This window comes from Paraburkholderia sp. RL17-380-BIE-A, assembly GCF_046028085.1.
Lineage (GTDB): Bacteria > Pseudomonadota > Gammaproteobacteria > Burkholderiales > Burkholderiaceae > Paraburkholderia.
Genome location: NZ_JARESQ010000010.1, coordinates 79,185 through 101,958, shown reverse-complemented (window position 1 = coordinate 101,958; position 22,774 = coordinate 79,185). Strand labels below are relative to the sequence as shown.

25 protein-coding genes and 1 pseudogene are annotated in these 22,774 nt (G+C 58.7%); 23 read left to right on the top strand and 3 right to left on the bottom strand.

Annotated elements, in window-relative coordinates; genetic code table 11:
* Positions 1 to 109 precede the first annotated feature (109 nt).
* The gene (locus P0D68_RS18505; RefSeq protein WP_408298778.1) at positions 110 to 1,285 is read right to left on the bottom strand and encodes a tyrosine-type recombinase/integrase; all 1,176 of its coding nucleotides are present in this window, start codon (positions 1,283 to 1,285) and stop codon (positions 110 to 112) included.
* 165 nt (positions 1,286 to 1,450) lie between these two features.
* Here P0D68_RS18505 and P0D68_RS18500 point away from each other — a divergent pair, with 165 nt between their 5' ends.
* The 18 genes from P0D68_RS18500 to P0D68_RS18415 all read left to right on the top strand — a co-directional run bounded on the left by P0D68_RS18500 (position 1,451) and on the right by P0D68_RS18415 (position 15,334).
* Positions 1,451 to 2,476: a DNA-binding protein gene (locus P0D68_RS18500; protein ID WP_408298776.1), complete on the top strand. Its 1,026-nt coding sequence runs from the start codon at positions 1,451 to 1,453 to the stop codon at positions 2,474 to 2,476.
* A 100-nt stretch (positions 2,477 to 2,576) separates the two neighbouring features.
* Complete coding sequence (locus tag P0D68_RS18495) at positions 2,577 to 3,131, top strand: hypothetical protein (protein ID WP_408298774.1); 555 nt, start codon at positions 2,577 to 2,579, stop codon at positions 3,129 to 3,131.
* Positions 3,132 to 3,216: 85 nt separating this feature from the next.
* Entirely contained in the window at positions 3,217 to 3,660 is a 444-nt protein-coding gene (locus P0D68_RS18490; RefSeq protein WP_408298772.1) for a hypothetical protein, read from the top strand.
* A gap of 65 nt (positions 3,661 to 3,725) precedes the next feature.
* A complete protein-coding gene (locus P0D68_RS18485) occupies positions 3,726 to 4,124 on the top strand; it encodes a DUF2513 domain-containing protein (protein WP_408298770.1) in 399 nt (132 codons plus the stop codon).
* A gap of 153 nt (positions 4,125 to 4,277) precedes the next feature.
* Positions 4,278 to 4,607, top strand: coding sequence for a plasmid fertility inhibition factor family protein (locus tag P0D68_RS18480; RefSeq protein WP_408298768.1), 330 nt, complete (start codon positions 4,278 to 4,280; stop codon positions 4,605 to 4,607).
* A gap of 59 nt (positions 4,608 to 4,666) precedes the next feature.
* Complete coding sequence (locus P0D68_RS18475; protein ID WP_408298766.1) at positions 4,667 to 5,350, top strand: hypothetical protein; 684 nt, start codon at positions 4,667 to 4,669, stop codon at positions 5,348 to 5,350.
* On the top strand, positions 5,344 to 6,003 hold the full coding sequence (locus tag P0D68_RS18470; RefSeq protein WP_408298764.1) for a hypothetical protein: 660 nt from the start codon (positions 5,344 to 5,346) through the stop codon (positions 6,001 to 6,003). The genes P0D68_RS18475 and P0D68_RS18470 overlap by 7 nt, the downstream gene beginning before the upstream one ends.
* Before the next feature lie 108 nt (positions 6,004 to 6,111).
* Positions 6,112 to 6,441 (top strand): HU family DNA-binding protein, encoded by a 330-nt coding sequence (locus P0D68_RS18465; protein ID WP_408298762.1) that lies wholly within the window; start codon positions 6,112 to 6,114, stop codon positions 6,439 to 6,441.
* 30 nt (positions 6,442 to 6,471) lie between these two features.
* Entirely contained in the window at positions 6,472 to 7,128 is a 657-nt protein-coding gene (locus tag P0D68_RS18460) for a DUF4145 domain-containing protein (RefSeq protein ID WP_408298760.1), read from the top strand.
* A gap of 18 nt (positions 7,129 to 7,146) precedes the next feature.
* Positions 7,147 to 7,557 carry a hypothetical protein gene (locus P0D68_RS18455; protein ID WP_408298758.1) on the top strand — a complete coding sequence of 137 codons (411 nt, stop codon included), beginning with the start codon at positions 7,147 to 7,149 and terminating at the stop codon, positions 7,555 to 7,557.
* 34 nt (positions 7,558 to 7,591) lie between these two features.
* Positions 7,592 to 8,224 carry a hypothetical protein gene (locus tag P0D68_RS18450; protein ID WP_408298756.1) on the top strand — a complete coding sequence of 211 codons (633 nt, stop codon included), beginning with the start codon at positions 7,592 to 7,594 and terminating at the stop codon, positions 8,222 to 8,224.
* A 15-nt stretch (positions 8,225 to 8,239) separates the two neighbouring features.
* The gene (locus tag P0D68_RS18445; RefSeq protein WP_408298754.1) at positions 8,240 to 8,968 is read left to right on the top strand and encodes a hypothetical protein; all 729 of its coding nucleotides are present in this window, start codon (positions 8,240 to 8,242) and stop codon (positions 8,966 to 8,968) included.
* Between the two features lie 38 nt (positions 8,969 to 9,006).
* A complete protein-coding gene (locus tag P0D68_RS18440; RefSeq protein WP_408298752.1) occupies positions 9,007 to 9,498 on the top strand; it encodes a hypothetical protein in 492 nt (163 codons plus the stop codon).
* Positions 9,499 to 9,593: 95 nt separating this feature from the next.
* A complete protein-coding gene (locus P0D68_RS18435) occupies positions 9,594 to 9,938 on the top strand; it encodes a hypothetical protein (protein WP_408298750.1) in 345 nt (114 codons plus the stop codon).
* A gap of 470 nt (positions 9,939 to 10,408) precedes the next feature.
* A complete protein-coding gene (locus P0D68_RS18430; RefSeq protein WP_408298748.1) occupies positions 10,409 to 10,765 on the top strand; it encodes a hypothetical protein in 357 nt (118 codons plus the stop codon).
* Between the two features lie 371 nt (positions 10,766 to 11,136).
* Positions 11,137 to 12,885: an ATP-dependent nuclease gene (locus P0D68_RS18425; RefSeq protein ID WP_408298746.1), complete on the top strand. Its 1,749-nt coding sequence runs from the start codon at positions 11,137 to 11,139 to the stop codon at positions 12,883 to 12,885.
* The gene (locus tag P0D68_RS18420) at positions 12,882 to 14,603 is read left to right on the top strand and encodes a UvrD-helicase domain-containing protein (RefSeq protein ID WP_408298744.1); all 1,722 of its coding nucleotides are present in this window, start codon (positions 12,882 to 12,884) and stop codon (positions 14,601 to 14,603) included. The genes P0D68_RS18425 and P0D68_RS18420 overlap by 4 nt, the downstream gene beginning before the upstream one ends.
* A 455-nt stretch (positions 14,604 to 15,058) precedes the next feature.
* Complete coding sequence (locus tag P0D68_RS18415; protein ID WP_408298742.1) at positions 15,059 to 15,334, top strand: hypothetical protein; 276 nt, start codon at positions 15,059 to 15,061, stop codon at positions 15,332 to 15,334.
* Between the two features lie 507 nt (positions 15,335 to 15,841).
* On the opposite strand, the pseudogene P0D68_RS18410 reads toward P0D68_RS18415, so the two are convergent.
* Together P0D68_RS18410 and P0D68_RS18405 are read right to left on the bottom strand one after the other, a co-directional pair.
* Positions 15,842 to 17,626 (bottom strand): annotated as a pseudogene (locus P0D68_RS18410) (adhesin); the annotation flags it as partial.
* 88 nt (positions 17,627 to 17,714) lie between these two features.
* Positions 17,715 to 18,620: a LysR family transcriptional regulator gene (locus P0D68_RS18405; RefSeq protein ID WP_408298740.1), complete on the bottom strand. Its 906-nt coding sequence runs from the start codon at positions 18,618 to 18,620 to the stop codon at positions 17,715 to 17,717.
* A 95-nt stretch (positions 18,621 to 18,715) separates the two neighbouring features.
* Here P0D68_RS18405 and P0D68_RS18400 point away from each other — a divergent pair, with 95 nt between their 5' ends.
* Genes P0D68_RS18400 through aroE form a run of 5 tightly spaced genes read left to right on the top strand, consistent with a single transcriptional unit; the run spans position 18,716 to position 22,620 of the window.
* Positions 18,716 to 19,654 carry a ketopantoate reductase family protein gene (locus tag P0D68_RS18400; protein ID WP_091801170.1) on the top strand — a complete coding sequence of 313 codons (939 nt, stop codon included), beginning with the start codon at positions 18,716 to 18,718 and terminating at the stop codon, positions 19,652 to 19,654.
* 60 nt (positions 19,655 to 19,714) lie between these two features.
* Complete coding sequence (locus P0D68_RS18395) at positions 19,715 to 20,107, top strand: VOC family protein (RefSeq protein WP_091801167.1); 393 nt, start codon at positions 19,715 to 19,717, stop codon at positions 20,105 to 20,107.
* Position 20,108: 1 nt separating this feature from the next.
* Entirely contained in the window at positions 20,109 to 20,567 is a 459-nt protein-coding gene (locus P0D68_RS18390; RefSeq protein WP_408187995.1) for a MaoC family dehydratase, read from the top strand.
* On the top strand, positions 20,567 to 21,787 hold the full coding sequence (locus tag P0D68_RS18385) for a CaiB/BaiF CoA transferase family protein (protein WP_408298737.1): 1,221 nt from the start codon (positions 20,567 to 20,569) through the stop codon (positions 21,785 to 21,787). The genes P0D68_RS18390 and P0D68_RS18385 overlap by 1 nt, the downstream gene beginning before the upstream one ends.
* Complete coding sequence (gene aroE, locus P0D68_RS18380) at positions 21,787 to 22,620, top strand: shikimate dehydrogenase (protein ID WP_408187998.1); 834 nt, start codon at positions 21,787 to 21,789, stop codon at positions 22,618 to 22,620. The genes P0D68_RS18385 and aroE overlap by 1 nt, the downstream gene beginning before the upstream one ends.
* Positions 22,621 to 22,774 lie beyond the last annotated feature (154 nt).

Genomic DNA, 22,774 nt, shown 5'->3' with positions numbered 1-22,774 from the left:
CCATCGTTATCGCGATCGCCGAAAGAAAAGCTCGATTGCGTCCGGGTGAACCGGTGGGACTCACTCCCGATGATTTCCAATCACGCGGTAGAGACCTAGCTGATGTCTGTCACCATGCAATACGGTGTTTCTCGTCAGTCTCGCGGTGCCGGCGGTCGTCGTCGACGTGAAGGTACTGACTGGTTGTCGTCAGTGACGCATGCCCGAGGTTATCGCGCACGAGTCGTAGATCTAGCTGTTGATCCGCCATGTGAGACCCTGCGCTGTGACGAAGCCAGTGTGCCGATGCCTGCTCGAGGCGGTCCGCGCGCTGTGCGTGCTCTTCACCACGCGCACGCAGGGATTGCGCCGCACCGCTAAAAACATCCTTCACGATTCGATGCAACGCAGCGCGCGTGAGCGGTTTGAGCGATTGGCCGATCGGCAGCACCAGCGGCGTCTCCTCGCCCGGCGAAGGCAGCGCTGGCAGTCCTCGCGCCCGCCGGTATGTGTCCAGTTCCGTCATCATTTCCGCGGTGGCGGGAACCAGCCGCTCCTTGCCACCTTTGCCCACCACTTCGAGCCACCATCGATCCTTGCCGCTTTCGTCACCGCGACGAAAAAACCGTCCCATCGTGTTCGTGCTGACCTCCGTAATCCGTAGGCCGCCCAGATAGAGGAGGGTAAATAGCCACCGAACGCGTGCGTGGTGTTCGCGCTCGCGATCAGTCTGCGTCGACATGCCCTGAATGAATGTTTTGACATCGAACCACAGTTCGGGCGACAGATACCGGACGATGCGCGGTCTGGTGCGTCGGGCACGCTGACGCGAGAGCGACAGCGGATTGCCGGCCAGATAACCGGCCTGCACGAGCCACGCAAACATGACGTTGAGGATCACCATCGCCTGTCGCTGGCTCGATTCGGACAGCGGCCCGTAGAAAGGCCGCCAACGCAGATCGTTGCGGGGGTGCTTGCGTCCGCCCTCGGCGCTCCACCGGGCGGCGGGCTGGGGGTCGGCGAGAAAGTGCTGGTAGACAAGTAGATCCTCGTGCGTGAGCGAGGAGAGTGGCTTTCCGAGCTGCAGGACGGACCATAGCAGCAGCCGTTCGGCTTCCTTGCGGTAGTTGTCGAATGTCGTTTTTGTTTCGACAAAGCGGGCGAGCCACGCTCGAACCGCGTCTAGATCCGTGCTGGCCGCGACCTGCATGCGGCCGCTTGCGCGGTTCGTGCCATGACGGCCATCGAGGTCGTCTGGCAGTTCAAGCGCATCGATCGGGCGCGGCGTGGGCAGGGCGGTTTTCATGTTTGAAGAGGCGGACGTCCGGATTTCTGACTCAGCGTAATTATGCGCACATCCAGCACTAGAAAATCAACATTATAGCCGTAATGTCAAAATTAGCTGTTATATGAATTGGATATTTGACGGTTTACGTTATATTATTTATTGAATTTAACCAAAACCGCACCCATGTCCGACGTCCTGCCCGATGAAGCCCGCCTTGCCGCCGAAATCGACCGGCTGAAGGCCGCATTCCCGAAGACTCGCGAGTTGTACCGTGAAGTCTGCGCGCTGCTGTTCTTCCGCTTCGGGATCACGCCGACCGCGAACCGGCTGTATCAGCTGGTGAAGCGCGGCAGCATGAGCACGCCGACTCAGGTGCTCGGCGAGTTCTGGGTCGAGTTGCGCGAGAAGAGCAGGGTGCGGATCGAGCATCCCGATCTGCCGGTGGAGTTGCAGGCGGCTGCAGGAGAACTGGTCGCGACGCTGTGGGCGAAGTCCACCACATCGGCGCAGGCGGCGCTCGAGGCTCTGCGGATTGACGCCGAGTCAGAGAAGGCCAGCGCGCGCAACGAGGCAGCATCACTGCAGGCTGAGCTTGTGCGGACCGAAACGGCGCTCGAGCAGCGCACCGGCGCGTTGCTGGCGGCACAGGTGCGCATTCAGGAGCTTGAACAGGCGCAGGCCGCCGGGGAGGCAATGCGTCAGGCGCTTGAGACTGAAGTCGCGCGACAGCAGGACGAGATCGGTGCGCGTGACCGGGCACTGGTGCAGGCGAGGGCCGATTTTTCGGGTGAACTCGACAAACTACGGAGCAGCGCGGAACTCGCAGGAGAGCGTTTGCGGGCTGCCGAGAAGCGGGCGCTGCTTGAGATCGAGCGTGAGCGGGGCATGAACGCACGGTCCCAGAAGGAGCTTGAAGCGGCCGCGCGCGGGGCGGAGCAGGGCGAGGCCCGGCACCGGCAGGAAATCCAGGCGCTGCAGGTTCAGCTTGGCGACGCGCGTCATCGCGTTGGAGTTGTAGAGGGAAATCTGGAAGCGCTTCGCAGCTCGAATGTGGCATACGTCAGGGAACTCGGCGCGGTGAGATTGCAACTCGCGACCACCGTCGCGAACCAGGCGGCGACGCGGAAGCGCCCACTAACCTCCGTCGAGACCAGCAAGCCTCGCCGCGCTACACCCAAGGTCGCGACGAGGAAGCGATCAGCATCCTGACTTCAGTGTCGACCCCGTTACGTCGCTGGACCGATGCCATGCGGCGCCCGCCGCTGTGCCACCGGGTTTTCCGAGGAAGTGAGGCACAGCTGGCGATATATTGGAAAGGAGCGCCGAGCGTATTCCGAGAAAGGAAACACCTGCGGCACCCGATGCGCATCTGCCGAATGTCGAGGCCACTTACATTGATCTGCACCGGTTACTATCGATTTTCCTCGCGAGTAAAGCGTTTGCTGATCGGATTAACGCGCCGGCGGGACACGCCCAAGAATTACAGGATCCTCTCTTCATGCTCCAGGCGTGTGAAGAAGATGAAATATCTCGAATACTGCTCAGCGTCGCCATCACGGCGCGAGTCGTTGATGACGCTCGCGGCCGCATCCTCGATCTGGTTGCCTTAACGTGCGGAGAACTAATCCCGGATATCCAACGGCCTGAGAGGAGCGTCCAACTCGAACTCCGTGAAGCGTGTAATAAGATCATCCACGCTCATCGGCGGCATTTCGACGTAGAGCATAACGTCCATGGTCGCCCGTATCTGACACCCACCGTCTACCTGTACGGGCAACAAGGTGGCGCGGAGTGGAAGGCGACGATCGACATTGTCGAATTCGCGAAACAGTACGCGTCGTGTGTGGCCGCCGTGCGCGGATAGGAAAACTGCTTGCGCCGGTCGCGTGGGCCATAGAGGAAAATTAGGGCACGTCTCGTATCAAAGAATTACTCTCTCGGAGGACAGTATGGGTATTGCGAATGCGATTGGGAAGGAACTGATGAAGATCGTCTGGAAAGTCCTGGCTCCGATGCTTGTGGCATTGCTTGAAAAGGGTCTCAAGTTCATTTTCGCCAAGGTCGAAGATCTGTACGCGAGGACGATGGATCGACGTAGAGACGAGGCTAACACCAAGGCCGCGGAAGCCCACGAGAAATCCGTCGCGGCGGCGGATGACCCTATCGAAGCTGCGAGGCAACGTGGCAGAGAGGAAGTATGGAAGGAAATCGCTGACCACTACGCCGTCGATACTGCGCAACTCAAAGCCGAGCTGATCCGACTGAAGGCGCAGGCCGAAAGCAAAGGTATCGAGTCCCTAGATGAAATTCCTGCTCAACAATTACCCGCTCTGGCCAGTCCAACGGTGACAAGAGATATCGTCGAATCGATGCGATCCCTCGAAAAAGAATAGCGCGTGGCCTTCGTTACCACGGAAAAGCGCTCGCGCCGGTCGCGCGGGATATACAGGAAAACGCTATGCGAATTGACCACGACTACATTAAACGGATGATCGACATCATACTGAGCCATCCTAGCCCTACGTTCACGATCGAAGATTTCGACAGCGCCGGACTTCCGTATCAAACGCCCGAGTTCGAATTCCACATGAAACTGTTCGATGACCAAGGGCTTATCGAGCAGGACGACGGAGACCCAGGATTCGGCTTAACCAAAGGTATAGATGGATACGCGTCGTGGTCGGTTCTGCCGCTCCGGCTGACTTCGAGGGGGCACGACTTTGCCGAAGCGGTCTCTGACAAAACCGTCTGGGAGAAAGTAAGAAAAGAGTTACCGGGCGCGGCAATATCTAGCTTGGTTACAGTGTCGGTCGGCTTGTTCCAGGCGTACGCGAAGAGCAAGCTCGGTTTGAGCTGACTTGTATCGGAAAAGTAATTGCGTGTAACGGCGCCGCGCGCCTGTTGGGCGGCGTCCGGTATAACGGATAGGAAAAGAAGCGGGGAAGCGATGGGATGGATGGCTGCGCCGGTCTGGCGACGACGAGAGTTCGGCGAGGGTTGGCAAGAACCCATGCCCGATGTGCTGGTCTGGATCTCTGTCGCTGTGCTCGACATGGCGTGGCGGGTAAGCGACGAGTATGTTGGCAACTGGGGTGCCGGCTCGCTGCACGGTGATAGGTACTCGAAGTTTGGGCTGTGGGTAGTGGGTGCGCCCTTTGTGGATGTGCCGGTGCTGTGTCTGGATGTGTACGGCGTACCTAGCTTCACGGATGGTCGACATCGCTTCGCCTGGTTGCGCGACCACGGCTTGCGCGGTCTACCGATAGAGGTGCCTCCAGATCAGGCGGGTGCCTTTGATGTAAGGTTTGGGACTGCCGTGCGAATCGGCAGCATCCTGTAGGAACAAAGAATAAGCCCTCGCGCGGTTTTGCGCGGGCAGTCAGGAAAACAGGGGCCGTTATGCACTGGATGCTCACTCCATACGATAAGCACGCCGACGATGGTTTCGGCGCGATGGCCTCGGCCTTTAAGGCTAGCGCCGAAACGCTGATGGCAACGGAAAAAGACTCGATCGCCCAACGTGAGCTGCCGACCTGTTTTCTACTGCGGCATGCCGCGGAACTGTTTCTCAAATCTGTCCTCATCGTGTCACACCGAGCTCTCGCCTCCAGCCCTGAGCCCTTTCCTGAGGTTCAGGTGGCGGGCAAGAAGAAACCACTGACAAGCGTCCACAATCTCGGGGTGCTATATAGCGCGTTCATTGACTTGTTGACGCTTCATCGCGCAGAACTGGAGGCGCGGGCGAGAACAGCTTGGCTGCCGCCACCGCCTGAACTGAATGACGCGATAGCCATGATTGATGCGATGGACAATCGGGGGGTGTTTTTCCGCTATCCGACAGAGAACAACTCGACTAAGTCGAATAACAAGCCAATGACCATCGAGGAAGTCGAAAGCTGGCAGACAGAGGAGAGGGGGCTGCTCAAAGCGCTGTTTGTCGTCGACCAGAATGACCAAGTGGTCGAAGCTTTTCGCTACGCACCTAACTTGCTCGAACAGGAGCTTGCGACGCTAACGACCGCATGTTACTGGCTGAACTGCTTTCACGTCGGCTTGCGCCAGGAGCTGGCGGCGGGATGGTGAGCAATGCTCGAGAGCATGATTATCCGATTGACCACGGAAAAGACACGAGAGAAATGAGTTCCTTCCATCGCACCGATTGGCTTACCGTGGTTTCGCCTATCGTCACGCTACTGATCGTGGCCGGCGGATACGTCATCAGCTACATGCAGGAAAAAGGCAAAAACCGCGCAACATCGCAAGACATCGGCAAACTGACCCGCACTGTCGAAGATATCAAGACCGAGAATGCCGCTCGGCTGGCCGCACTATCTCATCAGAACGCGGTGCTGATCGAACAATTGAAGGCAACGCACGAGCTGCGGTTTGCAGCGGTAGATCGCCGATTGCAGGCGCATCAAGAGGCTTTCTCTCGATGGCGCAAGCTGATCGCAAACATTCATAAGGAAAATATTGGGCCTGTGGCCGTAGAGTGTCAGGCATGGTGGAACGATAACGCGCTGTACCTGGAGCCGGAAGTTCGTAATGCTTTCAATAGGGCCTTTTTCGCTGCCTTGGACCATCGCGCCCTGCTGGAGAGCGGCCGAGGAGCGAGTATTGACCACAAGCCTATCGAGGACAACATGCACCTCGTTCTCACCTTGGGTGACGTGATAATGCGAGCGGTTGCCCTCCCGAGTTTGACCGAGCAGGAGACCAAGACTGCCGGCGCATAGGTTCCTAGCAAAAGCCGGCCGCGCTAACACCTCTGGCGCGCAGACGTAGCGGCTACGAGCAGCAAACGTGATTCGTCCAACGGAATGTCTTAGTCTAGGAGAATGGAGTTGCACAAAACCGAACTAATAGCAGCAGTCGCCACGGAAGCCGATCTCACTAAGGCAGATGCCGAGCGCGCCGTGAACGCGTGCCTTGAAATCATCCAGACCACGGTTGCCTGCGGGGGCGCTGTTGTCGTGCCAGGCTTCGGCACCTTTAAGAGTTCGCCGCGCGCCGAGCGGGAAGGTCGCAATCCGCAGACAGGGCACCCGATCCAGATTCCGGCAACGACGGTGCCTGCTTTCACGGCCGGCAAGACGTTTAAGGAAGCCGTGGCTGCCGGTTCCCAGCCGGTACCGCCACCAGTGACAACTCGATCGAGTCAAACGGGCGGTTGATCTGCAAGGAAAACGTTACGGGGCGCACTTATGGAAGACTTGGTACCGGAATTTCAGAAGGAAGCATTCAAATGTCCGCGTTGTAGCGCTTTCGCCCATATGCTTTGGCGGAACCTGCTGGCGAGCAGTGATAGCTACAGCAGCGTGTGGACTGCATGCTGCGCTCGCTGCAAGATGGATTCCATCTGGATTTGTGAAGACTCGATTGAGCGGCGGTTGGCCCACGAAGGCCCCGGCCTGGTGAAGCAGATATTCCCGGCGGAATCGTCGGCTCCAATGCCAAGCTCCGACCTTCCAGATGACTGTCTTGCCGACTACCTCGAAGCCCGTGAAATCCTAACGCGCTCCCCGCGTGGCGCTGCGGCCCTGCTTCGCCTCGTAATCCAAAAGCTATGCACAAATCTCGGCGAGTCTGGCAAGGACATCAATAAGGACATCGCGGCGTTGGTTCGGAACGGCTTGCCTAAGCGTTTGCAAGAAGCATTGGACATCGTGCGGGTCGTTGGCAATGAGGCCGTGCATCCCGGCGTCATGGACGTTCGCGATAACCCGGCCGCCGTCTCGTCCTTGTTCAAGTTAGTCAATCTCATCGTCGAGAAGCTGATCACCGAACCTAACGCGGAGGAGGACCTGTATCGGTCACTGCCCCGCGCGAAGTTGGACGGTATAGCGCAACGCGACAAGTGAATAAATCGGAAAAGCGCGATGGCAACGTACAACGACGTTCAGATGTTCGTGAAAAGACGGAATGGGATTGTCGTACAGACCTGCTGGATCGCGCACGTGAAGGAACTGAACGGGCTTCCGCTGCGACGTGGCAGAACAACAGAACGGGCCAAGCCTTGCCCGCCGCAGTGGCGTCCGGCCATCGAAGAAGCTATGCGTCATTTCGGGTGGCTTCGCGGGCGGCTCGACCCAACGTTGTTGCGACGAGCGCTGCTAGAAGATATCGAAGTCCAGCTTAGCGAACTTATTGCGAGCAACTATCTGGCCGGTGACGCTACCGTGCTGGATGAAGCACCCGCTTGGCTTGTTGATGAGTTAGCGCAGAATAGGTTGCGGTTGTACCGTGACCGGCACGGAAGATGGATTCTAGGCGCGTTTGGCGACGCATAGGAAAGGCGGCCCCGGCCGCATGACAAGGAACACGATGAGTTACGACGAGCGCGACGCGGCGATGGATGAAATGTACGAGCGCATCGGCGATGAGTTATATCCGGAGCATCGCGTCCAGGCGATTGGCGAGTTCACGGCGGATCGCCTGAGTTCATACTATCTAGCCAATCCAATGGTTATGAGACCTGCCGTCGACGCTCTTCAGGAGGCGAAGCGCCTCAAGGCGAACGGACATCACTCAGCAGCTGTCGTGTTTTGCGCTACAACAATCGAGTTGCTCTTGAAGGCCACACTTTTGCAACCCATCGTTTACGGCCTTGTCCACAACGATGGCTTGGCTGACATCATCGTGAAGCACGCCGTCGGGCAGACAGGTTTCGATCGCTACCGAAATCTGTTGTCACGTCTCTTCCAAGAACTGGCCAACCTGGACATTTCAACTGTAAGTCGAGACGGCGTCTCAGTCGCGCTCATTGATGAGAGCAGGTGGGTGCAAGATCTGCGGAACGACATCATCCACAAAGGTCATACGTGCGACGCAGCCGCTGCCGAAGATGCGTTCGACGTAGCTGTAGCGGTCTTCGAAAATTTCGTTGTAGATGTGCTTTGGTCGATCGGCCTAGCTGTCGGTGAGAAGGGCCACATCGACCGCCGTCAATTCACGTAGGAAAGCGACAAGACCATGGTTATTGAAAGTTACTCGCTGCAGGAGCATGCCATGGTGATGGAGGCGGAGGCGCGTTATGGAGTCTTTCTCACGAACGCCCGCGACGCTACGTATCTACTGTCGAACATAATGCAGTGGCCGACGAAAGACTGTGACATCTTCATTCGTTTTCTGTCGCAGATGACGAAGTACCATACCCTCTGTCTTATGTCGTTGGTTCGTCAGCATCGGATTCAGGCCAAGATGAATCTGCGTTACTTCTTGGAATCGACTGTACATGCCGCATTCGCCCTTGTTCATGTCGATACCAACATCTATTTTGGTGATTTGGAGAATGGCAAAAAGCATGACGCGAAAAAGGCGTCGAGCAAAGCATACAAATGGCTGGAGAGTGAATTCCCGCAACATTCGGATGAGATAAAGAGAGTCAAGAATCTGATCAACGAACAAACCGCACACGCGAACGTGCTAAACAGCCAACACAATTTCGAGTTCGTAGCCGGAGAGCGTCCGGAGATACATATGGCGTACTTTGACTTCGACGACGATCACTGGACGAAAGTTGATCTGTGGGAATGTGCCCAATGCGGTCTGTTAGCAAGCGACCTAATCTTGGCAGTCCGGCAGAGATTTGGCGGCTTCTTTTCGTCGAGACAGTCAGATGGTTTGCCCTCGTTGATAGCCGAGAACGCCGCATTACTTACTGTGTTGGAAGAAGAGCGGCGTGCCGCAGGGAATCAATAGGAAAAGCTGGCCGATGCCGGCGAACAGGAACAAGCATTGTGAAAAAGACTACCCACGTGTTTCACTTCGAGGCAAGCGACGATCCGGTGAGCGGCGCCCCGTACCCCTATGTCGTAGGTTTCGATGATGACGTTGGCGTGTACCTGAGCGAGCCAAACGCGTTGGCCGCAGACACCGCGGATCGCCTGCCGGACGTATTTATCGACGTCTTACAGCGTGGCGATCTGGACGGCAGCGAGCATGTAGCGCATCTGCTTCAAGGGCGACACCCATCCGATTTCGACGTCGGTGAACGTGTGAGCGATGGCGGCAAGAATCTCGGCAGCTACGCCGGTCTGCACGAAGTGGAATTGCCCGACGTTTTCATCAACGTGTTTCAGTCCGCCGGCGGCGTGTGGTCTTTCACAATCACATCGACCGTAGCCAGGACGGCGGTGTTCGGTTCACACGCTGCGTTCATGTCTTGGATTGATGCTGTACGGGCGGCACGCCAATCGCGCCCGATCGCGAATATTATTGTTCAGCGCTAGGTCGGAAAAGACGATGAACTCGCCGCAGCGGGAGGAAATGCTACAGCAACTAGCCGAAATTCGCGGACGCCAAAACTAAGGCGACGCGGAATTATGTGGTTACTTACGCGATCTACATCGTTGCATTTTTCGGAAGCCTAGCGGGTACGTTAGTGCCTCTTCTCGCAACCGGCGACGCTGCTCGCAAAATTGGCGCCGTTGCCGCACTCTCACCAGCCATTGCCCTGACGGCGTTTTCAACTTTTCGGGTTAACGTGAAGGCGGCTTGGCACAATGAGAGCATGAAGAAGCTGCGGGTGATTGAACGTTCGATGAAAATCGCACCTGAAGAGAAATTGCCAGAGGTAATCGAACAGTACAACAATGTCGAACTGAAATTGCTCGAGCGCTGGAAAGGGTTTGGCGAGTTACCCGGTTCGACTACGCCTGGAGATAGATAGAGAGCGGTAAGAGCTGAGCAATAACAACTCGGTCCACGCAACCACTCGGAAAAGACGGAAGATCTCAATCATGTACCAAAAGCAGATGGAGTCGATTGCCGAATGCCTGGAACTCGTGGCCGAGAGCTACGACGGTCATGAACGGAAAGTGCTCGAGGTCATCGCTGAGTGTCAGGAGGTGATCGAAGAAGAGCGCGAGGGAGCGATTGGACCGTGGGAACAGCGCGAACTCGACTACGCTCGCATCGCAGTGGGTGACGGCCTTCTCCGACTCGCCCTAGTGGCCGCTGAAAAAGGCTCTAATTGTCAGCCAGCTCTCGCGCGCCGAGTAAGAATATGGGCTGAACTACGGTCGCGCAAAATAGAGCACGGAAAAGCCCGTCGGTGCCGGCGAGCAGGAAAACGAATGGCGTCGGAATCGGGCCGCAAGCCTGGTCTAAGATCAGATTTAACTATCAGAAGGTCCACTAATGGTCAATTCAGTCTACCCGAGCGACGCGCAGACCTTCCCTGCAATCCAGAAAATTCTGTTCGTCTATGGTGAGGGCAGGGAAATGATGGCAGTACTGAATCCGCATCCGCGACAGCCTGGCGCTTCGATTGCGCGCGTGGATCTCGAATGCTCCAGCATCCGTTGGTCCGAGATCGCCGTGAGCCACCACAACACGATACTCGAAGCCTGCACGCAAGCACATCACATTGCACAGTCGGACGCTGCTGCGATTTCGGCCAAGATCACCGAGGTGCGCATGACGGGCGAAGAGTTTGTGACCCAACGCGACGTGGAGCAGATCACGGGCAACCAGTATGCGATTGCCGTGGTCTGATGCCCAAACGAGTAGGAAAACGATGGCGACTCAAAATCAGGAATGCAAGCGCATAATCGTGGGAATTTGATTTATTGAAGGATCAGCATCAGACTTGGAAAGGGGTGCAGGCTCCAGTTCCATGAGTCGGAGATTGACTCGCCGCTGGGCTGAGCGAGAACAACACGCCGCATGTTGCCGCAACTGAACGGCTTGCGCGCAAAAGCAAACGGCAGCACCCGTCGGTACGCATGGGCATAGCGTTCAACCCTGTCATCCGGTTGTCTTGGCACTTCATGGTCCCTCGGTTTTTGTCATTCGTGCGATCGATTTTCGCTGCACGATGAGATAATCTGGCTCTCAATTATTAGTAGAAGCGAGAGGGGGCATTCGTGTATCTGGCGCAGATGGAAGTCGCTAATTTCAGAAAGTTGCTCAAAGCGCAGTTGCAGTTTCAACCGGGTCTGAATGTAGTGGTTGGTGCCAATAACGTCGGCAAGACGGCGATTGTGGACGGATTGCGGGCGTTGCTGGCGGGACACGACGAACCCTATCCGCGGCTAGATGCGGAAGATATCCATCGGCCACTGGCTGGGAAACCCGAGGGTGACATCGTCTTTCGGTACATCTTCCGAGGTCTCGACGCGGATGATGAAGCCGACTTCCTTGCAGCATTGAAACCAGACGCCGCCGGCAAGATGGAGGCGCACATTACGATTCGCTATTCGGAAGCGGACAAGACCGGCCGGCTTCGGGCGAAGCGCTGGTGCGGTGACCACGAGGATGTTGGCCTGACGTCGGACATGATGGAAAACCTCCGAGGTGTCTATTTGCCACCGCTGCGCGACGCCGCGCAAAGCCTCAAGCCCAGTCGCGCCAGCCAGTTGGCCCGGTTGTTCCAACTGCTAGCGGACGATGCGGGGCGTGACGGGATCAATGAAGCGCTGAAGAAGCTGGATGATGAGTTGAAGAAGCATCAACCGGTCATCACCACCCACAGCGCCATCAAAAGCCGGCACGACACGATGCTTGGTCCGCAACTCGCTCAAGCCCTGAACCTCGGGCTCAGCGGGAGTGACTTTCAGCGTCTGGCGGCCCGCCTGTCCATTCTGGTCGACGCCTTCGAGATCGAACAGAACGGGCTTGGTTTCAACAACCTCATTTTCATGGCGGTGGTGCTCAGCGAACTGGCCAAAAATCCCGAATCGAGCTATCGCGGCTTGATTGTCGAGGAACCCGAAGCACATCTGCATCCCCAGCTGCAGGCCGTGCTGCTCAGTTATCTGGAGACGATTAAGGCCGTCGAAGGGGAGAAGCCTGTACAGCTTTTTGTCACCAGCCACTCGCCCAATTTCGCCAGTATCGCCAACCTCGACAGTCTGACGTGTTTGGTGGACACCGGCACGACCGTGGAAACGTTTTTCCCAAGAACGATCGTGTTCGATAAGGGCAAACGGGAGAAGCTGGAACGCTACCTGGACGTTACCCGTGCCGAAATTTTCTTCGCCCGTCGTGTCATCTTCGTTGAAGGCGCTGCCGAACTCATGCTGGTCAGCGTGCTGGCGGAGAAACTCGGTTTCAAGTTGCGGGAGCACGGCGTTAGCCTGATCAGTGTGGAGGGTTTGAACTTTGACTCGTTCATGCCGTTATTCGGCGACAACGCGTTGAAGATTCCTGTAGCGCTCATCACCGACGCCGATCCGATGAGCGAGCCCGTCGACGGCACTGACCCGGAGGCGCTTTACCCGTCGCTCGACGACCTAGTGAAGGTGTCCGACAACACCGCAAAGATGAAGGGAAGGGAAGATGCCTTCGTCAAGGTTTTCCACGGTGTCAAGACCTTGGAGTATGACCTCGCCTTGCACGCGGAGAACCGGATCGCCATGCTCAAGGCGCTCAAGGAAATGCATCCGAAAATCGGAGAGGGCGTCGAGCTCGCGGTGAACGCCGCTCCCAATGATGCGGCAAAGGCCCGCGCCTTGTTCAGTGGCATGTTCGAACGAAAACAAAACAACGTCCAGAAAGGCCGGTTCGGTCAGGCCCTCGCGCAAATTCTGGCCGACGGCGCGGCGTGCAGGGTACCGGAGTATCTGCATGACGCCGTCCAGCATGCCTGCCAAATAGTCAAGGTACGGCCATGAGCCAATCGTCGGCAGAGCAGCTGTCGGTTGTCCAAGCACCGCTAACCTCGATATCGGTCATCGCGTGCGCAGGCAGTGGAAAGACGCGGACCGCCGTGCGCCGATTGGCGGAGATTCGCAAGCTCCTGGGCGATCAGCGCGGACGGGTAGCGCTGCTGTCCTTCTCCAACGTGGCCGTGGACACATTCAACCAGACCTATCAGACCCTCGCCCGGGAGATGGGCGTCGGCGCCGGCGGCCATCGCGTGGAGATCGACACGCTCGATGGCTTCATCACCCGCAATGTTCTTCATCCCCATGCGTTCCGAACCATGGGAGCCGGACAGGCGGCGTACCTTGTGACCGGCGAGGAGTCGTTTCTGGGCGGTTATAACTTCTGGAACGGAACCTATCCGCTCAACATCACCCAGATGCAGGTCGGTGCCCGCGGCGCGGATATCTACTTCTACTACGCGAACAACGATCAGATCGTCGAACTGGACACCTACTATGCCAGCGAGATCGTTCGACGACTGGGCCGCACCGGTGCCTACACGCATAACCTGGGGCGCTATTGGTGTTATCGGACCTTGCAGGACCAGCCTGTCATTTTGCGCGCTCTTGCGCGCCGCTATCCGCACATTCTGATCGATGAGGCACAGGATATCGGCACACTGCATCAGGTCATTCTTGAGCAGCTCATCGGCGCTGGGGTACAGGTTTCGTTGATAGGTGATCCGAATCAGGGCATCTACGAGTTTGCCGGCGCAAACGGGCTGTTTCTGGCGAATTACGGTAAGCGTGCTGGGGTCATGGGCTATTGCCTGACGCGAAATTATCGGTCCGTGCCGTCCATCCTGTCGTTGGCCAACCGCCTGTCCGGTCGAGGCGATGCCGCGGAACGGACGGCACCCCACACCCGGCACGGGGCTTTTTTTATCGCGTACAAAACGGCCGATAGAGAGAAGCTGATCACGGGTTTTCAAGCAGCGGTGCTTGCTGCCGACCTCAAGATCGAGCGCTCGGCGGTGTTGTGCCGCGGTCGGGAGGCGGCAAACAAGCTGGCAGGCCATCAGGCACCGGTAGGCCAGGGGCTTGTGAAAGCCTTTGCCCAGGCGGCGCTTCATCGAGACAAGCGGCAAGACTATCTCAGCGCCTTCAGGCTGGTTGCATCGGCCATCACCGGATTACTTGCCGATGCTCCGCACGGTTTGACCGCGACCATCACCCAGCCAAGCCGCTATCCGGAAGCCAGAGCGCTGCGCCGGCTCATCTGGGGTTTTACGCGCGACCCCGATACCGGACTGCCGTCTGCCACCTTGCCCGCAGATGGGCAATGGCATACCCAGCTCCTGACACGCGTGAAAAGCCTGCTTGCAGCGCTGGAACGAGACCACAGCCTGAAGGCAGCCGACAAGCTGGGCAACAAGTTGGCGAAAAAGGGATTGACCGCCGAGCCTTTCATGCTGGCAAGCGATCTGGGGACGGGCGACGACACGCGCATCCGGATCGACACGGTGCATCAGGTCAAAGGGGAAAGCCTCGATGCTGTGCTTTACCTGGCAACGAAGGAACATGTAGCCGCACTACTCGGCGGGGTGAATACGGAAGTCGGTCGCATCGGCTATGTCGCTGTCACGCGTGCGAGGAATCTGCTGTGGCTTGGCGTTCCGGCGAACGCCCTGAAAGAACTTCGCCCGGCCTTGTTGGCCCATGGTTTCCAAGAAGTGATCCTCTAGCTACCGCCGGCGCTGTTGCAGGATGGACTCATGCGACAGGTGCTGTGCGGTACAAGGACCGTCCATACACAAGCTGGCGGAAACTCTTCCTCGCGACGGGACAGTCATGGGATTGACAATCATCGGTATCGATTATTTTTCCCCGCCAGCCCAAGACCAGCTGCGACCCGCCAGCAAGACAGGGACAAATTTATGCAAGAAACGGGAACAGGTTGATGCAAATCGGTAATTGCGTCATTATTTTTATTTAGAAGTCCAATATAATTTTACATAAGCAAAGTTATCCATCGGAGCGACTGACACAACGAATTTGACATGTGAGGTGAATCCAAATTTGATACGCACTCGGGGCTGCAGGTTCGCCGGCTGCCGCCGGATTGCTTGACCAGCACAGATGGACAGTTTCGCAGGTAGCTGTTAAGTTTCACCTAGATGCTTCTTATAGCGGGGGTGACATGACTGACTTGGAAATCATCTCGTCCGACGTCATCGCATTACAGAATCAGCTGCGAGCAGCCAGCCTGCGAGCGCTCGAAATCATCACTGTGACCGACGGCGAACTGGCTGAAGAACTGTTACAGACGTTCGGAAATGCCGATTTTGCAGCGTCTTGGTTGGTACTTTCCCAACCGCACTTCAACGGGAAAAATCCACTTGAGGTGCTTTCGGGAGGGCAGCGGGGTGAGGTCGTTAATGTCTTGCAAAGAATTCAGTTCGGGATATGTGCGTAAACTGGCGTCCGTCGGCGCGGCGGTTTGCACCGAGCCGCTATTTCGTGCCTCCGCAGTGCTAGTGAAGTCCCGCTCCAGCCTAGTCGATCAAATCTGCTACAGGAGGCGGCCACATGGGCGCGTCACCCCACGGGCTGCTGCGGGCGAGCAAAGAGTCGACACTCAAAGCGCCAAGCAGCAGACGTAATTTCCTTGGTGGGAGCAGCTTCGAAAGGCAGTCCGCTGGGCACCTCAGTTCCTCACAGCGAGGCAAAGATGGCCAGTTGACAGCCACCGAGCAGTTGTGGGTTGGTTGGTGTCAGACAAGACGTAACGCTGGTCGCCTGTTGATCACGGTGATGCAAGTTTGGACGCAAGTTGACCAGAAGCCCAAACTAAGTCGCGTGGTGGTTGGATTTAGATAGCGGTAGTGGTCGAGATTGCTTGCGTCGGACACTCGCCGGACGAAGCCCATATGGCCGATCGAGTGCCGGGCCGAAGTGAACAGTCAACGGGTAATTGGTAAGTTTACATAATATAAATTATCACCAATTTGTGTGTAGAGGCTAAGTTGTAATGTCCGCTTTTAGCCAAGTTCAAATGTCCGCTTCGAGGCGGCATAAGCTTACCCTGCGTCGATCCTCCGGCGCCGGAGGCTGCGATGGCTGCGACGGACAGGATCACCTGCTCGAGCTTCTGCACGTTCAGGTCCATGTTTGCCGCGCTTATGAAACCGCCCGGTTGGACCTCCGTGCCGCTCGTCTTTTCATATCCGGTTGCGGCAATGTACTGCCAGATATCTCCTACATTGACCTGATTCGCCTGATTGGTCAGCGTGCCCGTGTTAACCGTTAACGTGTCCGACGCGCCGATGGTGCCGGTGTTGATGATGCTTCCCTGCCCATCCTGATTGAAATTGAGCGTGACGTTCTGACCGGCGATATTGCCACCTGCCGACATTGCATTCCAGTTCGGCGGCAGGTAGACCTGCGGCATTAACGCGCTAACGGTCGGGCAGGTAACCACACCCGTCGAGATGCACCCCGGGTCGGGCACTGACTGCTCGACGTACCACAGCATCGGCTCGGTGAGTGCATTGATTTGCGTTTGCGAGAGCGCGTCGCCAAGCTGCAGATTGTTTTGTTTTGCGTAATCAATGGCGTTCTGATACAGGATCGCCTTTTCCTGATCGGTGACCGACAGGTTATGTGTGCTGTCGTAAGTCAGCCCGCTCACAAAGCTCGCCTGCCCGGTCTGCTGCAGCGCGGCTTGCTGCAGCATCAGATCTTCCGCCTGCGGGTCGTAATAGAACAGCGTCGAGGACGGTTGCAGGCTCGGCGGCAGATTTTTTAGCAGGTTTTGCGGCCCCACCGAACCCAGCGCCGAACCGTCCAGCGAGCCGGTAACGTATGATGCCTTGCCAGCCACCGGTGTCGGCAGAGGCACTCCTACCGAGCTTGGCGTCGACAGCTTCAGCCCGGGCAGATTTACCATGCTTAATGAAATAACCTGAGACGGCGCATTCACACGCGGTGTGTAGGTGCTCGCCGTGGTGATGCCGTTGATGAGCTTCTGCCCGGTCAATGAGACGGACGTCCCGATCAGGTTACCGACGTTCTGAATCTCCCCGTTCGCCGTAATCGACAGATTCGGGGCGTGGATCGTCGCGGCGATGTTACCCACCGGCGTCGGCGGATCTATCGTTCCCCCGGCGCTCGAATACGCGTTCCCGTACAGCGCCGTGCATTCGGCTACAGAGCCGCAAGCCCAGACGTCGTGACGCTTGTCCGGACTGAAGTCGCCTGTTTCCTGCACCCAGTGCGAGTGCCAGTAGGCGTTCAGTGTCTGGGCCTCGTTCACGACTGGGCCGGCAACGTTGATCGACGCGCTCGTGCCGGCCGCGATCAGGCTACCGATGTTGGTCAGGCTACCTGCGTTGATCTGCAGGTTGTTTCCGGCGCTGATGACCGACGAGTTTCCTGTTTGCTGGTCGACATAGCCTTCGCAGTAGCTTTCCTTGTATCCACCGGCCGTCATGCAGCCGCTGTACTGCTCCGTTGTGCCGTAATTCTGATGAACGGGTACGGGCGGTGGCAGACTATTTGTAATTGCACCCGATACATTGAGCGTGATGTCGTTGCCCGCGACGATGTTGCCTGAAGTGTTATTCAGGCTGCCAGCCGGAGTAGTCGAACCCGCTGTGGTGCCTACCCCACCAATGACGATGTTGTGGCCTGCAAGGAGACTGCCATACGTGTTGTTGATCTGCCCAGCGGCAATGACAAGGTCATTGCCTGCGAACACTGTCCCGTTGCAGACGACGTCAGCGAGAAACCAGTCCCACAAACGGCAATAAGTAGGCCCCCCGGCACAGCATGACAACCACAGCCGACGCGCAACGTCACCGCAGACTACTGAACAATTGAGCCACCACACCGCGCAGCCACCGATTCCCCGCTTCGTGGTGATAGCGGGCGTGCCAATGCTGCCGCACTGCAAACCCCTCCACCGGTATCGGACACGGATGCACTGACAGGTCGTTGACCTTCGCCAGCGTCTCGCCGATATGCCGCGGCAACGTGGCGATCAGATCGGTGCTTTTGATGATGGCCCCTAGCCCGAGAAAACCCGGCAGCTCGAGCACGACGTCCCGTTCGATGTGCTCGCGCACCAGCGCCTGCTCCAGCAATTGCGCCCCCGTGCCTGCCGCGATGGCGACATGGCCCTCCGTGCGGTACTGCTTGAGCCCAAGCTTGCCGCGCATGCGCGGATGATGCCGGTTCATCAAACACACCCAATCCTGCATGTATAGCTGCTGCTGGTAGATGCCGCCGCCGAGCCAGGGCACGTGACCGATTGCCAGGTCGGCCTCGCCCGATTCCAGCGCGCGTTCGGTATTGCCGTCGATCCTCGCGGCTTCGAGACGGATTCCCGGCGCCTGCGCTCGCACGTGCGCCAGCATGCGTGGCAGCAGCGTGATGTGGCTCGCGTCGGTCATGCAGATGCGGAAACGCCGCCTGGCGGTGGTGGGATCGAAGGCTATTTCCCACGCCGCAAAGCGCCGCAGCGATTCGAGAATCTCCCGGCACGGTCCGATCAACGCATCGGCTTGCGGTGTCGGCGCCATGCCGCCTGGCGTTCGTATGAAGAGCGGGTCTCGCAGATGCTCCCGCAAACGGCCGAGCCAGATGCTGACAGTCGGCTGGCTTTGTCCAAGCTGCTCCGCGACGCGCGTAACGCTGCGAACGTCGTAGAGAAGATCGAAAAGCTGCAGCAGTTTCAGATCGGGTAGTTCTGCCGGGTTCATGGCGATATTGTCTGGCGCAATGACCTCATTGTATCCATTGCATTGCCAGCATGCGTACCCGATCGTATCTTGATCTCCAGGTCAAGGAGACGATAGTGAAGATTGCGATTCTGGGTGCTGGTGCGCTGGGCTGCGCCATCGGCGCGGCGCTAACCGAAGGCGGCAACGAGGTCTGGTTGCTGAACCGCTCGGCGGCGCATGTAGACGCAATACGGCGCGACGGACTGCTCGTCGACGATGCGAACGGCTCGCGACTCGTGAATGCCAAGGCTACGACGCGGGCCGCCGAGGTAGGTGCCGTCGATCTGGTCGTCGTGCTGGTCAAGTCCTTTCATACCGATGCGGCGATGCGTGGCGCTCCGGAACTGATCGGACCCGAAACCGTGGTGCTGTCGCTGCAAAACGGCCTTGGACACGAAGATGTGCTCGCCGACATCGTGGGTCGTGAGCGCGTGCTGGCGGGCAAGACTTACGTCGGCGGCGTGCTGCGCAATCCGGGGCACATCGAGTCCGGCGTCGCCGGCAAGGCGACTTACATCGGCGAACTCGACGGCCGCATCACATCCCGCGTGATGGCGATCGCCGCAACCTTCAACGCGGCCGGACTGGCCACCACGGTCAGCGACGACATCGTCGGCACGATGTGGGACAAGTTGCTGGTCAATGTCGCAACGGGCGCGCTGACGGGCACCACCGGCCTGACCTACGGCCAGCTCTACGACGAGCCGCTACTTAAAACAGCCGCCCTGGCAGCCATCGCCGAAGCGATCGCAGTCGCCCAGGCCGCCGGCGTGACGCTTTCCTCCACCGATCCTGAACGCCCGTGGACCCTCGCCGGCGAAGGCCTTTCCGCTGGCTTCAAGACTTCGATGCTGCAGAGCCTCGAAAAAGGCTCCATCACCGAAATCGACTTTATCAACGGCGCGGTCGTGCGGTGGGGACAACGGCACGGTGTGCCGACGCCCGTCAACGCGACGCTGGTGGCATGCATCAAGGGCATCGAACGCGCGATGACCGACCGAAAAGCGCAATAACTGGCATGAGATCCGGGCAAGTGCTTCGCACCAGCTCGGGTCGACAACGGAGACAACCTGATGAACGGCAGCAAAGCCTATCTGGAACATGTCGCTATCTGGGTGAAGGACATCCACTGGCACATCCGCTTTTTCGAAGACGTGCTCGGCATGACGATGCGCGAGGTCGACGGCACGGTAGAGGAACCCCGTCAGTACTGGACGCTCGGCGGCCTGCAATTCATCCATAACCCGCAGCACGACGCACCCGAAGGCCGCCTCGGCCACCTCGGCGTGATGTGCGAGGACATGGAGGCCGCGCTTGCCGCGGCGCAAACATACGGCGTCAGCGAAATGCCGCAAGGACGCAACTGGTTGCGCCTGCCCGACGGCCTCGCCGTCGAACTGATTCAGGCGAGGCCTGCCACATGTGTCGCGCAGGCACTGGCGATCAACCCACGTTCAGAGGCGTGACATGACGATCATTGAAAAATACTGGGACGACGCCCTCGAAGGCGATCAGTGCGTGAGCCCGACTTATACCGTTACCAAACAACGCATCCTGGCCTACGCCGACCTCACAGGCGACCACACGCCCGTCCATGTCGACGAGGATTACGCGAATGCGAGCCACTTCGGTTCGATCGTCGCTCACGGTCTGTTTGGCCTGTCTATCGCCGATGGCCTCAAAACGCAAAGCGATTACCGTTTCCTGCCGGGTATGTCGCTCGGCTGGACATGGGACTTCAATCTGCCCATCAAGGTCAACGACGTGCTGCACGTCAAGTTCCGCATCGACACAATGCGCGCGAGCAAGAGTCGCCCTGGCTGGGGGATCGTGGTGCTCCCATCCGAGTTGGTCAATCAGGAAGGCAAGGTCGTCCAGCATGGCGAGCATCGTCTGATGGTGCCGCGCCGCCCGGGAGCATTCTGATGCAGGCACGTCCTCTTGAAGGTATTCGCGTTGTCGATTACAGCCATTTTCTGGCCGGTCCGTATGTCGGGCGCTGTCTCGCGGCGCTGGGCGCCGAGGTCATCAAGGTCGAGCGTCCCGGCAGCGGCGATGCGGGACGTCAGCATGCCACGGTGCTGGATGACGAACAGAGTGGCTACTTCCTGCAACTCAACATGGGCAAGCGCGGCGTCTGCGTCAATATGCGCGACCCGCGCGGGAAAGAGTTCATGCAACGGCTGTGCGACTCGGCGGATGTGTTCGTCGAGAACTACCGGCCGGGCGCGCTGAACAAACTCGGGCTGGGTTACGACGAACTGTCCGCGCGCAATCCGAAACTGGTCTACTGCTCGATCTCGGCTTATGGCCATACGGGACCCGATGCGCATCGCGCCGGCTTCGGTCTGATTGCCGAAGCAAAGAGCGGGATCATGCAGATGATCGGCACGCCCGGCGAACCGCCGCCGCTGATGCGCATTTCGCTCGGCGACATGTACACGGGCATTCACGCGGTGGCGGCGATCAACGCCGCGCTGCTTGGTCGCGTGAAGAGCGGCCGCGGACAGCATATCGACATGGCGCTGTACGACACGCTGGTGTCGATGCACGAGTACGCGGTGCAGTGCTACACGATGCAGGGCATCCTTCCGGAGCAGACGGGTCACGACATGCCCACGTCGACGCTTTACGGCGTGTTCCGTGCCGCCGACGGCGACCTCGTCATCGCCGCGCAGGTGGACGATGCGTGGAAGCGCTTCGCAGCGCTCGTCGAAGCTCAGGGCGGCCCGCCCGGCTTCGGCGCCGACACTCGCTTTCACACGCTCGCAGGCCGCAATGCGAACCGCGTGGACATTCTGTCCGTCGTAAAGCCCTGGGTGGCCAGCCAACCCGTTGCGCAGGTGCTCGAGATGCTGGATGGCGTCGACGTGCCGTGCGCCAAGGTGCAGCGCATCGACGAAGTGCTTGCCGATCCGCAGATCGTCGCGCGCGGCATGGTGGTCGAGCAGGAGCATCCGCGCTACGGCAAATTGCACATGCCGAACCTGCCCTTTCATTTCTCCGACTGCGACACGACGATCCGCGAGGTCGCGCCAGACCTCGGTCAGCACAACGCGGAAGTGGCGCAAGCGCTGGGCTTCAGCGTCGCCGAAATCGACGCGATGCAAACCGACGGCGTGTTGTATTCAAAAGTGAGGCCATGATGAGCGACCAGTACGCAGTGATCGGCAACCCGATCGGACACACGAAATCACCGCTGATCCACGGTCTCTTTGCACAGCAGACGCAGCAGGACATGGCCTATACGGCCATCGAAGGTCCACTGGAGCCGCAGGACGCATTCGCAGCAACTGTGCGTGCGTTCATTGCGGCGGGCGGCAAAGGCATGAACGTGACCGCGCCGTTCAAGCTGAAGGCCTTCGCCATGGCCGACGAGCAAAGCGAACGGGCGGAACTGGCGGGCGCAGCCAACGCGCTGAGCTTCAGGGACGGCCGGATCATCGCCGAGAACTTCGACGGCGTAGGCCTGTTGCGCGATATCAAGGTCAATCTGAAACTGCCGATGAGCGGCAAGCGCGTGCTGATCCTCGGCGCAGGCGGCGCGGTGCGTGGCGCATTGCTGCCCTTCCTCGCCGCGCAGCCTGCGGAACTGGTCGTCGCGAACCGGGACCTGGCGAAGGGCAAGGCGCTGGTCGCGCAGGTCGTCGCCGGCGGCCCACTACTCGCCTGTGGCTACGGCGATCTCGAGGCCATGGGACAGTTCGATCTGGTAGTCAACGCGACTTCGGCCAGTCTCACCGGCGATCTGCCGCCCGTTCCACCGAGCGTGTTCAGTCCAACGGGCGCAGCTTATGAACTGGCCTACGGAAAGCGCCTGACGCCCTTCTTGCGACTCGCGCGCAATGCGGGTGTGCAGCGCGTCGCGGACGGAGTCGGCATGCTGGTCGAACAGGCAGCAGAGGCCTTCGCGTGGTGGCGTGGCGTGCGGCCCGAGACGCGGGCCGTAATCGACCGGCTAACGGTACCGCTGGATTGAAAGCGCACTGGACTCAGGATTGGAAAGGATATCCCGATGACAAGTTGACAGTTGAGGATCGCAGGCGCATCACGACTCGTAGCAATTGCAGAGGTCGATTCTCCCCTGCTGTCGACGCTGTCTGAGGACGTGCTGGCTGCTGCTCGAAGTAGCC